Genomic DNA, 13506 nt, shown 5'->3' with positions numbered 1-13506 from the left:
ATACGGCTGCCAAAGGAGAGTCATATGAACCCTTTATACGGAAAGGATTCCGCAATTCCAGAGGAGATCAAAATTGTTTTTTTAGGGGACAGCATTACGGACGAAGGCCGGTTTATCGCTTTCATGGACGCTTATTTCCTTGAACATTTTCCGAGACACCGGATGACGCTCATTAATCTCGGAGTGAGCAGCGAGACGGCTTCCGGGTTAAGCGAGCCAGAGCATCCATTTCCGCGCCCTTGTGTGCATGAGAGACTGGACAAGGCTTTATTGGAAACGAGTCCGGACTGGGTCGTTCTTTGTTATGGCATGAATGACGGCCTCTATTATCCATTCGCCGAAGAGCGGTTTGAAGCGTATAAGCAAGGCATGCTCACCGCAGCAGGCAAGATTAAGGATGCGGGAGCAAAAGTCATCATAATGACGCCGCCGCCGTTTGATCCACAGTCCTTCTCTGGCAGCTTGCAGCCGCTTGGCCAAGTGACATATAGCTATGCCGCGCCTTTTGAAGATTACGAATCGGTTCTGAAGCGTTACGCGGATTGGATCTTGTCATTAGAGCAACCTGTAGATGCAGTCGTACCTATTCATGATGCGATCCTTCATGAATGGAGCCGTGAGCGTTCAGCGGATGCAAACTATAAGAGCGGCGATGGCATACATCCGGATTTTCGGGGACATTGGCAGATTGCGCGTGCGCTGCTTCGCGTGTTATTCAATATTTCTTTGGAGCAAAGACCAGACTATGTGGATCATCCGGAGAGCTCTCCCCTGTTTCAAACGGTTATGCTCCGCCATCGCTTGCTGAGCTCGGCCTGGAAGGAGCATGTCGGCCATACGAATCCGTCGAAGGCTGACGCGTCACCACTCGCACTTGCTTTAGTGAAGGGAGAAGAACTTGCGAGCGAGCTTCGGAAAATATCCACAGAAGCAAAGGGTAATCCAGTCATAAAGCATTCGATTTGGCGAGGCTATGAACGGATTGATTTTATGCTTGAAGGCAGAGAAGGACTCCTTATCTTTCCTAAGAAGAGTGCAGACGGCAAGCCATGGCTGTGGAGGGCTGAATTTTTTGATGCGTTCTCCTATCCGGATATGGCGCTGCTGGAGCAGGGCTGGGCGATTGCCTATTACGGGTTAAGCAATCAGTATGGCTGTCCTGGAGCCGTAGAACAAATGAATGGCTTTCATCGCTTCATCACGGCTGAGTACGGATTAGCCCCCAAAACCGTCCTGTTTGGTTTCAGCCGCGGCGGGCTTTATGCCTTCAACTATGCCGCCAAGTATCCGGAGCAGGTCAAGCTTCTTTACTTGGACGCTCCCGTTTTGGATATTCGCAGCTGGCCGGGCGGAAAAGGCGCGGGGACAGGAGCTGAGGCGGAATGGGCAGAATGCCTGGCTGTATATGGGTTGACGGAAGAGACATCGGCTTTGGCAAGAATCTCCCCAATCGATCGGATAGATGAGCTGGCGGATACGAATATCCCGGTAGTGATTGTAGCGGGCGATGCGGATATTCCGGTGCCAATCGGGGAAAATGCTGCACCGTTTGCGGAGCTCTATCGGAAGCTAGGGGGAACTGTATCCCTCATTGTGAAGCCGGGAGTGGGCCACCATCCGCATAGCTTGGAAGATCCTGAGCCGATTCTCGCTTTCATTCGGCAGCATGCTTGATTCAGGGCACTCATTCTTATATTTGTTCAACAAGGCTGTTCAAGAAGATCTGCATGTGGTCTTCTTGAACAGCCTTTTTTTGTTGTCTCTATCCAAAGGTGCACTATCACCGAAAAGAAACAAAATTTTTGGATAAATAAGACAAAATGCGGGCTTGTCACAGCTGGAAGATCACTTATAAGCTTGTAGGAGAGCTGCGCGGTTATTGAGAGGAGGGATCGTATGAATAGTAGGAGGCTATCTCATTTGCTCTATGGATTAGTCATGGTTACTTTGTTTGCCCTGCCAGGCTGCGCTGGGCAGAGCAAACCATCCGGAGAGGTGGCTTATGCGGCGGATGGCAACGGACGTTTCGGTACAGCTTTGGCAATAGATGGTGATGCTGCAAGTCCGAAGGAAGGCGCTGGCGAACGGATCTTAACCTTCACGCAATACGTTAATTATGACTGGTATACGGCACCGGCATGGGAGGAGCGTCCCCACGGGAGATGGATTACGGAAAATCTCGGTGTCCGGATGATCCCCATCCAATCGAGCGGAAGCGCTGCCTCCAAGCTGAATGCCATGATCGTATCCAAGCAGCTGCCGGACGCGATTGTGCTGGAGAGAGGCAAGGATGTAGAACGTCTTGTAAGCGCAGGCCAGTTAGTTCCTTTGGACCCGTATTTGGAGAAGTATCCTGAATTTGCGGAAACGATAGGCAGAGCGAATCTGGAGATGCTGCGCAGCGCGGATGGAAAGCTCTATCAAATCCCCAATTGGTTCATCCATGGCTTGAATGACAGCGTTAGCGGAAATGCTGCTTATCTCATTAACCGGAAAATTTATAAGCAGCTGGGTTCACCCGCGCTCGACACTTGGTCTGATTTGGAGGCGTATTTGCTGCTTGTGAAACAAGCGCAATTCGGGGTAATTCCTTTGGAATTTGGCGAGATTCGTGACAGCGAATCGCAAATGATAGGCATGCTCTACAGCGGGGCGGCGAATGATCGAAATCCCGCATTTCTATCGCCTGGCTCCGGCGCCGTATTTGGCGTGCCAGTGGGGAAGGAGCTGATTTCTATTTACCAGGACCCGGCTTTTGCGCGGACGGCTGCGTTCGCAAGCCGCCTATACCGGGAGGGGTATATATCAGGTGACAGCTTTACGCAAACGCGGGATCAAATGATGGAAAGGCTGAAAGATGGCAAAATTGCCGTTTTTGGCGCATATGATGCCGTTGTGGAAGGCGTCGGACGAGAAGCGAATCATTGGCTTCAAGCCAAGGACCCGGACGCTGGCTATGATATTATTTGGCCCATTCATGCGGAAGGAGTAGACAAGACCAAGGTTTATCCGAGCGGCTACAACAATCTTGGCTGGAACGTGAACGTCATTACACGGAACGCGGCCAATCCTGAGGCGATCTTCGCCTATATGAACTGGGCGCTGAGTAAGGAAGGGCAGCAGGTTTTTTTCTTTGGCCCGCCGGGCTTGTACTATGACCGAATCGAAGATGGGGTACCCTTGCCCAATAAGGCTTACATCAACCGCGACCGGTTTAAGTACGATGAGCTCAAAATCGGGGAGTTCAACTGGTATGGCAATACGAGCTATGTGGATGCGGCCAAGAGCAGGCGCGAGCGGCTTCTGCCAGAGAAGGCACAGGACTGGACGGCCATGGCGCAGACGACGGTATCCTTTAAAACGTCCAAAAATATGACGGAGTTCTCGAACTTGGACCCTCTTCCGAATACCGAGGAAGGGATGATCATGCAGCAGCTCAAGGAGCATTACAAGCAGCTTGTTCCGAAAATTATTTTTGCCGCAAGCGATGAGGAGGTAAGCAAGCTGATCGAAGAGGCGGAGAATGAATCGCAGCGGCTCGGTTACGGAAAGGTACTGCAATGGAAAACGGCGAAATGGCAGCAAAATCTTAACCTGATGGGTAAGCGATAGGAGATTGATACGATGTATAAAGCGGCATTGGTAGATGATGAAAACTTCGATTTGCTCGGCTTGCAGCGTCTCATTCCTTGGGAAGCGTTGAATATTGAAATCGTTTACAGTTCGAATAAGCCGCTAGCGGCCTTAAATTATATCCATGAGCATGAGCTGGACATTCTCGTTACCGATATTAAAATGCCCGTAATGTCCGGGCTCGAGCTTGCGAAAATAGCGCTGCAGGCGCATCAGCGGTTAAAGGTCGTTTTTATTAGCGGCTATGAGGATTTTCATTATGCCAAGCAGGCGATGGTTTTGAAAGCGGACGGCTACATCCTAAAGCCGGTTGACGATGACGAGATCGTCGCGGCTTTAAAGGCGATCGTTGCTTGTTTGGATGCGCAGCGGCTGCAGGAGAATGAGCGAGTGGAAGACGCGGCAGCTAACCTCGATTCCATTAAACAGCACAAAAGCGAGTGGAAGCTGCTTTCCGACATTGAAGATTACGTGAAAACCCATCTATCCGGAGAGATTACGTTGAAGGAAGCCGCGAGCCGATTCTCTTATTCCGCGAACCATTTCGGTTTTCTTTTTAAAGAGCAGGTAGGGATCAGCTTTAACGATTATGTCGTCCAAGAGCGCATGAATAAGGCAAAGGGGCTGCTTCAGCAGCATGGCTTCAAGGTTTATGAAATCGCAGATCAAGTAGGCTACAAGAGCTTGACCTATTTCAGCCGGGTATTCAAGGAAACCTTCGGCATGACACCGGGAGATTATAGAAAGCAGAGTTGATGAAGTGTGCAAAAGCATAAGCAGCGCTACATTCCTTTTCAATATAAATTGTTAATATCCTACCTTCTTCTGGTTATATTGCCTGTCAGCGCAATCGGCAGCTATTCCTATTTTTCCTCCGTCATGTCGACCGAGCGCCATACGCGGAGCAACTTGGAGGTTGCGATGAAGCAGATTAGCAACAATGTGCAATACCGGGTGGATGACGTCATTAGAAGCTCGGAGGAGATCTATGCCGATCAGGTGCTGTCGCGTTATTTGTCCGGCTATTATTTGAATTTGGAAAAATACCAGGCGACTACGCAATATGTGCTGCCGCGTCTCGAATCCGCGCTGTATTTGCCGAAGCAGAAGGTGAAGCTGACCGTCTATCTCGACAAAGCCACGATCAGCGAGTTCTATTACAACGAAACGGAGCAATCGCTTATCGCCGGGGAACGGCAGTATGCCATTTTGTATACGGACCGAATAAAAGAGGAGCCTTGGTACAGCGAGTTGGAACTTGCGTCTGACGCCCTCCTTTGGAAACAGGTAGGGAAGGATGCCGATTATGGTTATATCTCGCTGCTTCGGCCTCTCATCAATTATGAAACCTTTCAATCCATCGGGCTCATTCGGGTATCCGTTAAGCTAAAGGAGATTTTCGAGGATGTTGATTTTAACCTGCTGGGACAAGGCACGCAGCTGTTTGTTGTCCATGAGAAGCAGCAGCTTCTGTATGCGAGCTCGAAACTAACGCCGGATAACTCTTCGTCAGTGCTGCTTGCGGGCGACAAGCGTTTTTTGCCTATAACGAAGGAAATGAGCCGATTGCCGGTTCAGCTAGTTGCGCTTATTCCGGTCTCATCCATTAGTGAAAATTCCGACAAGGTCAGAAATGTCACGGTCGTCGTTTGCGTATTGACTGTGCTGGTCATGACATTGATTAGCATGCTGATTGCGAATATGCTTTCCAAACGGATGATGAAGCTGACCGTCTCGCTTCGGGCGTTCAAGGAGGGGCAGTTCCACCGGCGAATCCATTACCGCGGCAGGGATGAGTTTGCCGACATTGCAGACTCCTTTAATGACATGGCATCTACAACGCAGGCGCTGATCGACGAGGTATATATCAGCAAGCTGGAGAAAAAAGAAGCCGAGCTGCAAATATTGCATGCACAAATCAATCCTCATTTTCTCTATAACACCTTCTCCTCTATTAGCCGAATGGCCAAGCTGGGGGAAATCGGCAAGCTGCATGAGATCATCCGTGCGCTCGCGAAATTTTACAGGCTTACGCTGAATAAAGGAGAAATGCTGATCACGCTGGAGAAGGAGCTGCAAATTATTGAAGCCTATTTGACTATTCAAAATATGAAGTACGCGGATCGAATTCAGGTGACGTTGGAAGCGGACCCTGCCACGACAGGCTGCGAGACGGTAAAATTCATCTTGCAGCCTTTTGTTGAGAACATACTGGAGCATGCCTGGGAAGCTGATGAAATCTGCATTTCACTCTCCATATTCAGGCGGGGCCGTGAGATTTATATGGAGATTAAGGATAACGGTCTTGGCATGAGCCAGAGCAAGCTTGATGCGATATTTGCGGATGGGCCGGAACGGATCGGTTACGGGATTCGGAATGTTGATGAGCGCATTAAGCTTCATTACGGCAAGCAGTATGGCGTTGCGATTTCGAGCGAGCTGAAGAAGGGAACGATCGTCCACATACGGTTTCCGGCGGTGGTGTATAAGGAGGGTGGGATGAATTCGCAATGATCCTTGGAATTTTACACATTTCGTTGAATCGTTCAGTGTTTCTAGCAGATGCTGTCGATTTAAAATAGAGAATATGATACCGCTTACATTTGTTCAGCTTATGCAGAATATCTGCCAAGCGGCCATCAGCGAAAATTTAAAGGAGGTTCATTATGTTAGCAGGAAAGAACAGAAGGAAGGCCGCAGGCAAAGGCATTGTTTATTCGGTTATCGCGGCGATGCTGCTTACGGTGGCGCCCTTGCAGCCCGCCGAGAAGGCCTATGCGGCTGAATCCCACTTGCTCTCGCTCAATCGTACGGCTTACGCCTCGTCAGTCGAAGGCAATAATTCGGCCCATTTGGCTGTCGACGGAAACACGGGCAGCAGATGGTCGAGCAGTTGGGGAGCTGATGGGCAGTGGATTTATCTGGACTTAGGCGCGTCAGCCGCTATCAACAAAGTGAAGATCCTTTGGGAGGGAGCTTACGCTACAGGCTATAAGGTTCAGGTATCCGATGACGAATCGACATGGACGGATATTTATGCAACGACTACCGGCGACGGTGGTTTGGACGAGCTGGCGATTGCGGGCAACGGCCGTTTCGTTCGGATCCTCGGAACACAGCGGGCTCTGAGCGCTTATGGCTATTCGATTTTTGAGATTGAAGTCTACGGCACTGGCGGGGTGAATGAAGCGCCTCTGCAATATGGACCAAACGTTGCTCTTAACAGGCCGGTGGAAGCTTCCTCTTATGAGCAAGCGGGCTACCTGCCTCCAGGCGCAACGCTGCCTGCCAATGCGGTGGATGGAAGCTCCGCGACAAGATGGGGCTCCAACCATACCGATGACCAGTGGATTTACGTTGACCTTGGCAGCACAAGAACGATTGGGCGTATTGTGCTTAACTGGGAAGCCGCAGGTCGTGCATTCGACCTCCAGGTATCCAATAACGCAACGTCATGGAATACGATTTACCGCGAAATCCGCGGCGGAGGAGGCAAGCAGGACATTCCCGTCTACGCTTCGGGCAGATACGTTCGTATGAAGGGAATCGGAAGGGCTTCCAGCTTTGGCTACTCCTTGTATGACTTTGAGGTGTACGACTATGTGGCAGGACATCCACAGCCTGCTTACAGCATTCCTGCATTGCCGACACCAACGAAAGTGCAGGTAGGGCAAGGAAGCTATCTGACGAATGATATTGTGATGCCGCAGCCAAGGTATCCGGCGAACAAGGCTGGCGCTGTAGCAGCGCCGATCGCGTCCAATGACTGGTGGCAATCTCTGTTGATCAAGCCGCTAGGCGATTCCATCATTACGCTGCCGCTGAAATCTAAATTTTACACGCAGGGGCTCGGGATTTTGAATCCAGGCGCGGGCAAAATTAGCGGGGACGGCATTTCGGTCAACGCAGGCGGCAATCCGGATTTGTATATGATGGCGAGCAACATCAATACGGCGAAAATGTCCAATCGGGTGACCGATTACGGTGATTTTTCCGTGGATTCAGTGCTAAGCGACAACAATACGGACAAGATGAAGGTCTCGTTCGTAAAAGGTTCACCTTATGTATTCAGCCAATTCAGCGATCCAAACTCGGTCGAGCTCTACTCTTCGTTGGTGACGGAAATCGTGAACGGGAGCGGCGCTGCAGTTCTGGCAGCAGACGGGGCAACCTTTAACGGAGATCGAATCAGGCTGAAAGTAAGCAACGATAATGATACGCGCTACTACGGCATTTTTGCCCCGGCCGGAACCGTATTCAAAAAAGTCGGGCCCAAGATCAAAATTCAGCTTGGCGGTGGCAGTAATTATTTGTCCCTCGCATCCCTGCCTGCAGCGGCGGATTTTGATTTCTATTACCAGCATGCTTATGCTTTCGTTACAGATACGGTCGTTAATTATAACTATAACGAATCGACCTCTCAAGTAACGACCAACTTTAATGCCACGACCCAGCTTAAGCGTTCGGGCTTCTCCGACCAGACGCTGCTGGCGCTCTATCCGCATCAATGGAAGATCACGCCTACTCCCCTTACGGCACGGACGTACCCATCGATTCGGGGAACGCTCAAGGTCAGGGAAGGAAATGCCTTTACGACGGTCGACCGGTTCTATGGCATGGTGCCGCAGTTTACAGAGCCGACGAACCCGGAGTATTCGCGCCAAAGCATGCTCGATTATTTGGAAATGCTGGATCAGGAAACGACAACGAATATTATGGCAGGCGATGCCTACTGGCAAGGAAAAAGACTTCATCCCCTTGCGATGGGCGTGATCGCTGCCAACGAAATCGGAAATACGACGTACCGGGACCGCTTCTTGTCCCGCATCAAAACCATTTTGATCGATTGGTATACGTATACGGAAGGCGAGCCTGATTATTTCCTGTATTACAATCAGGATTGGGGCACGATGTATTACAAGCATAGCGAATTCGGTGCCAATACCGGCATTACCGATCATCATTTTACGTATGGCTATTATGTATTTGCCTCTGCGGTGCTTGCCATGTATGACGATCAATTCCGGACCGACTATGGCGACATGGTCGAGCATTTGATCCGCGATTACGCGAACCCTTCGAAGACGGATCCGATGTACCCGTCCTTCCGCAGCTTTGACCCGTACCAAGGCCATTCGTGGGCTGGCGGCTATGCGGACAATGATAGCGGCAACAATCAAGAGGCAGCCGGAGAGTCGTTGTTTGGCTGGGTCGGCCAGTATATGTGGAGCTTGTTGACTGGTGACGTCAGCTTCCGTGATGCTTCCATTTACGGCTTCACGACGGAGCTGAAGGCCGTTGAGCAATACTGGTTCAACTATGATGGAGACAACTGGCTCCCGCAGTGGACGCATAAATCGGTGGGCCAGGTGTATGGCTCTTCTTACTTCTATGGTACCTTCTTCAGCGGAGAGCCGGTGCATATTTACGGCATTCATTGGCTGCCAACCTCCGAATATTTAACGAGCTATGCGTTCGACAAGTCGAAGGCTGCAGCTCTCTATAACGGCTTCGTAGCCGATAACGGCGGGCCGGAAACGGACTGGAAGCATATTGTATGGCCAATTCAATCGCTGAGCGATCCTCAGTCGGTGCTCGCCAAATGGTCGCCGGCAGGCATGCAGCGCAATGAAGTATTCAATACGTATTGGTTCGTCAACAGCTTGGCTTCCCTAGGCGAGCGGACGAAGGACGTATGGGCGACAGGCTGGAGCGGGGCGACCGTCTATAAGAAAAATGGCGGCTACACCGCACAAGTTTGGAATCCGACAAATAGCAGCGTAACGGTTACGTTCAAAAACGCATCGGGCACAACCGGGACGGCAGTGGTTGGCGCGAGGTCGCTCGTTCAGGTTAATCCGATGCAAAATTCAAACGTTTCGGATTCATGGACGCCTTGGGACGGCGGAGATGGCGGGACCGGCGAGCCTGGCGGCGGTGGCGGTAACGAGGGCGGCGGAAATACGAGCCCGAATCTTGCGCTAAACAGCGCGGTGACGGTATCGTCGTTCCAAGAACCTTTCACAGGAGCCAATGCCACCGACGGCGTGCTGGGAACGAGGTGGGCTTCTGCCACGGGTGCAGACCCGCAATGGCTGACCATCGATTTTGGCAGCACCAAATCGTTTAATCAAGTGAAATTGACGTGGGAGACGGCTTTTGCCAAATCGTATACGCTTCAAGTATCTGCAAATGGAACGGATTGGACGGATATTTACAATACGACAACCGGCGATGGCGGCTCCGATGTCGTTGAGGCAGCTGGCTCTGGCCGTTACTTGCGCGTATATGGTACGGAGCGGGGAACCATCCATGGCTACTCCCTTTATGAAGTAGAAGTATACAATGATACTGCGGGGCCAGTGGCCCCGGGAGCAACCCCTTTATCGCTTAACAAACCCGTCACGGTATCCTCGGTAGAGGCGCCATTTGCCGGAAGCTCGGCGGTAGACGGCGACGGTGGCACACGCTGGGCATCGGCTGCCGGCGTAGACCCGCAGTGGATTGTTATCGATCTCGGGCAATCACGCTCAATTACGCGAGTGAAGCTGGAGTGGGAGGCCGCCTTTGGCAAATCCTACAAGCTTCAAGCATCGGCCGACGGCTCGGTCTGGAGCGATCTTTACAGTACCACAACCGGCGACGGCGGGACAGATGACGTCACGCTTAGCGGAACAGGGCGCTACGTGCGCATGCTGGGTACGGAACGGGGAACGGCTTTTGGCTACTCATTATGGAATTTTGAGGTTTATGGTTCTTAGGCATTAATTGAAAAAAGCATGTTAAAAAGCGTCTTTTCTCCGGTATTGCAGTGGAGGAAGGACGCTTTTTCTTAACCAAGGTTGTACGAAGGGGGAGGCCATCCGTTTATTTCAAATGAAAGGCCGTCTCAAGCTCTTGGATTCTAGAATCTTCCATATGGACGATTTGTCCGATGCTCTTCGCGTCAATGATGGCTTTGGCGCTGTATTCCGCCACTTCCAGCCGGTCAAACGTATTAAGCAAGCTTTGACCCGTTACAATGACGCTGTCATTTTCGATTATAACGATGGGCGTTTGCGGCTTAAACATCGCAGCTGTCTCTGCCGGAGCTCTGTATAGGTCGCCATAGGGAAGCTTGGGTATGCTGCGCAGCAGGATATAGCTCTCGGGAATGGTTCGCGAATCCAGTGCCTCTCCCGTCACCGAAAAGGCCATCACATTTGGCGGATGAGCAATGATGACCGAGTTGACATGGGGCTGTGTTTCGTAAATATGCTGATGGAACCTGACCGAGCGGCTCGGCGTTTTGCCTGCTTCCCTGCGGCCGTTATCGATTCGGACCAAGTCACTTGGCTGCAAATATTTGCGGTCTCTATTGTAAGGCGTAATGATAAAGGAGTTTTCGCCGATCCGTTGCGAGAAGGTACCCTGCGTGCTTGTGAAGAGACGCTGGTCGTAGGAGCGGTGAATGAGCTTGCACATTTCCCGGCGTGCTTCTTTCTCTTCGCTGCTGTAGGATACGGGCAGGAACTCATATTTAATTTCATGCCGCTTATCGATAGCCGGCTCCACTGCCAGTGAGATGGGTTGGCCGATGCGATTGGCTTGAATTTCAAGGCGTGCGCAGAAATCGAGCGTCTCAAAGCGCTGGAACGCCTCGAACAAGCTTTCGCCTCCCACGACTACGCCATGGTTTTCAAGCATGACGGTGTTGAAGCCCTGTTCGAACACTTGGGCGATATTCTCGCCTAGCTCCATGCTGCCCGGCAGCCCGTATTTCGCCATGCCAACCTCGCCGCATACCAGATAGTCATTAGGCAGCAGATGAACATTAGGTACCTTCCGCACCATGCTAAAGGCGACGAGTGCGGGAGGATGGGCGTGAACAACGGCCCGCAAATCCGCTCTGCGCGCGTAAATGAGCTTGTGGAACGGGTATTCGCTAGACGGCTTATGTTTGCCAGCGACCGTTCCGTCCTTTTTTACACATACAATATCCGATCTCGTTAGCTCGCCCTTGTCGATCCCCGCAGGCGTTATCCAGAGATCGCCGTTCTCGTCGAGCACCGACAGATTGCCGCCTGAGGTTGTGGTCATGCCATATTCATAGATGCGGTCCATCATCATCAAGATTTGGTCCGATGGGTGCAGCAGGTCGAATTGCATAAAATCATCCCCTTTGTGTATTAAGCCCATCGTACCTTAATTTGTATCTTTTGGATGTGATCTATGTTACAGGGAAGCTGTTATTAGACCGTAATAGGCAGGAAGTGCAGGTATAGATCCTCGAATATATGTTATAAATGAAAGAAGAAATACCACTTGTCTTAGAAAAGGAGCTTAAACGCGATGTCAACGGTAACCCCGTTTTTAATGTTTGAAGGCCGTGCAGAGGAAGCGATGAATTATTACATCAGCTTAATGGAAGATTCCAAAGTGATCAGCATGACACGTTATGGGGCGAATGAGGCTGGCAAGGAGGGAAGCGTAATGCTTGCGACGTTCTCTTTAAAAGGCCAAAATATCATGTGCATCGACAGCTATGCCCAGCATGCGTTTACATTTACCCCTTCTTTTTCACTATATGTTACCTGTGACACAGAGGAAGAAATTGATCGTTTGTATGAAGCGCTTCAGGCGGGAGGCAGTATTCTTATGCCGCTTGGTGACTACTCCTTCAGCAAGAAGTTCGGCTGGGTATCTGATCAGTTCGGCGTTTCTTGGCAATTGACGCTTCCCCATTGAGAAAAGCAGAAAGAGGCAGCCGTAATCGGCTGCCTCTTTCCGCTTGGTTGGCCTATTCGATGCAATTGGATAATCTCATCGCTTCCATTTGAAAACCGCGAGCCTCCAGTGCCCTACATACAATCGCAAGCGAGAAGGTGTCATCGACAGCTTGATTCTGATAATCCCTGACAAACGACAGCAAGGTTTCAACCTCTGCTCCATCTACAAAATCTCGGATCTCATCTGTTTCTTCGTATGGAATTTCTTGACCGTGCCACGGATGCGGAAGGTACGTCTGCTTGAGCGCAGAGGTGTTTACCGCCCTAACGCCTAATCGATCTGCCGTAGCGAGGACGATTTGTTTTTCCCTAGCGGCGCGCAACTGCTGGATATAATCGAACGGTTCAGCAATGGGCTCGAAATGAAAGGTTTGTATGGCTGCTGCCCTGACGACAGCCCTTTGCTTCTCCCACTTATTGTGATCAAAATATTCGGAAACCTCCGGTTCATCCTGTTCCTTAAGGCAGTACTTCGCATAGTCTTCTTTTGTTGTGAAATCATTCATGAGCAGCCCTTCATGCCCGTAAAACTTTAAACGGAAAAAGTCCTCAAGGTTGCTTGCGACAAGCCGTACGCAATTGCCAAAATCCATGGGAGAAACACATACGATGGGTGCTTCCTCCAAGTTGGCTACCGTTCCGAAATCTGTTAAAAAGGCATAATGAATCCCGTCCATCCCCGTGTTTGCAAAAAGGATAGCGTCCGCAGGGGAGCATGGATATCCTCCATTGACTTCTTCGTTGAATCTAAGGAAATACCCCGTTGGCGTTTCCAAATAGGGAACTTCAGGGACGAATTCTTTCTCCCAGTGGATGATTGTTTTTAAACGTTCAGGGATGATTATCGGATCTTTCAATGCAGTTCCCACTTTCGTTAATATTTGTATATCGTATAATCTTACAATAATATAGGATTGGAGAATAATAGAAAGAGATAAATGAATAGGTGAATTAGGAGAATCATTAGCTTTCTCGGAGGGGCGCTTGTTGGTTTTGATTAGATGGAATTTTTCCTGCTAAAATAGCGAATTTATTTTCATCTAACGAATAGATGGAATTTATCCCGTTAATGTAACCAGTTGACCTGATTTCGGTTGATTTCTGG

8 protein-coding genes are annotated in these 13506 nt (G+C 50.4%); 6 read left to right on the top strand and 2 right to left on the bottom strand.

The window, feature by feature from the left end:
• The first annotated feature begins 24 nt into the window (after positions 1-24).
• The 5 genes from FJQ58_RS11960 to FJQ58_RS11940 all read left to right on the top strand — a co-directional run bounded on the left by FJQ58_RS11960 (position 25) and on the right by FJQ58_RS11940 (position 10394).
• Positions 25-1674 carry an SGNH/GDSL hydrolase family protein gene (locus tag FJQ58_RS11960; protein ID WP_139993633.1) on the top strand — a complete coding sequence of 550 codons (1650 nt, stop codon included), beginning with the start codon at positions 25-27 and terminating at the stop codon, positions 1672-1674.
• A gap of 222 nt (positions 1675-1896) precedes the next feature.
• Positions 1897-3612, top strand: coding sequence for an extracellular solute-binding protein (locus FJQ58_RS11955; protein WP_238404009.1), 1716 nt, complete (start codon positions 1897-1899; stop codon positions 3610-3612).
• 12 nt (positions 3613-3624) lie between these two features.
• Positions 3625-4389: a response regulator transcription factor gene (locus FJQ58_RS11950; RefSeq protein WP_139993632.1), complete on the top strand. Its 765-nt coding sequence runs from the start codon at positions 3625-3627 to the stop codon at positions 4387-4389.
• Positions 4390-4395: 6 nt separating this feature from the next.
• Positions 4396-6147, top strand: coding sequence for a cache domain-containing sensor histidine kinase (locus tag FJQ58_RS11945; protein WP_139993630.1), 1752 nt, complete (start codon positions 4396-4398; stop codon positions 6145-6147).
• A gap of 152 nt (positions 6148-6299) precedes the next feature.
• Positions 6300-10394 (top strand): discoidin domain-containing protein, encoded by a 4095-nt coding sequence (locus FJQ58_RS11940; protein ID WP_139993628.1) that lies wholly within the window; start codon positions 6300-6302, stop codon positions 10392-10394.
• Positions 10395-10500: 106 nt separating this feature from the next.
• Here FJQ58_RS11940 and FJQ58_RS11935 read toward each other — a convergent pair whose 3' ends face one another.
• Entirely contained in the window at positions 10501-11781 is a 1281-nt protein-coding gene (locus FJQ58_RS11935) for a class II aldolase/adducin family protein (RefSeq protein ID WP_139993626.1), read from the bottom strand.
• A gap of 183 nt (positions 11782-11964) precedes the next feature.
• On the opposite strand from FJQ58_RS11935, the gene FJQ58_RS11930 reads away from it, so the two are divergent.
• Positions 11965-12360 carry a VOC family protein gene (locus FJQ58_RS11930; RefSeq protein WP_139993624.1) on the top strand — a complete coding sequence of 132 codons (396 nt, stop codon included), beginning with the start codon at positions 11965-11967 and terminating at the stop codon, positions 12358-12360.
• Positions 12361-12412: 52 nt separating this feature from the next.
• Here the strand turns inward: FJQ58_RS11930 and FJQ58_RS11925 are convergent, their stop codons facing one another.
• Entirely contained in the window at positions 12413-13258 is an 846-nt protein-coding gene (locus tag FJQ58_RS11925) for a hypothetical protein (protein WP_139993622.1), read from the bottom strand.
• Positions 13259-13506: the final 248 nt, after the last annotated feature.

It is taken from the genome of Paenibacillus paridis (assembly GCF_006345825.1).
Classification (GTDB): Bacteria; Bacillota; Bacilli; order Paenibacillales; family Paenibacillaceae; genus Pristimantibacillus; species Pristimantibacillus paridis.
This window is presented reverse-complemented; position numbering and strand designations above follow the sequence as displayed.

Bases quoted from the DNA above. Each gene is read 5' to 3' on its own strand.
- FJQ58_RS11960 (WP_139993633.1), top strand. From the start codon at position 25: ATGAACCCTTTATACGGAAAGGATTCCGCAATTCCAGAGGAGATCAAA.
- FJQ58_RS11955 (WP_238404009.1), top strand. From the start codon at position 1,897: ATGAATAGTAGGAGGCTATCTCATTTGCTCTATGGATTAGTCATGGTT.
- FJQ58_RS11950 (WP_139993632.1), top strand. From the start codon at position 3,625: ATGTATAAAGCGGCATTGGTAGATGATGAAAACTTCGATTTGCTCGGC.
- FJQ58_RS11940 (WP_139993628.1), top strand. From the start codon at position 6,300: ATGTTAGCAGGAAAGAACAGAAGGAAGGCCGCAGGCAAAGGCATTGTT.
- FJQ58_RS11935 (WP_139993626.1), bottom strand. From the start codon at position 11,781: ATGCAATTCGACCTGCTGCACCCATCGGACCAAATCTTGATGATGATG.
- FJQ58_RS11930 (WP_139993624.1), top strand. From the start codon at position 11,965: ATGTCAACGGTAACCCCGTTTTTAATGTTTGAAGGCCGTGCAGAGGAA.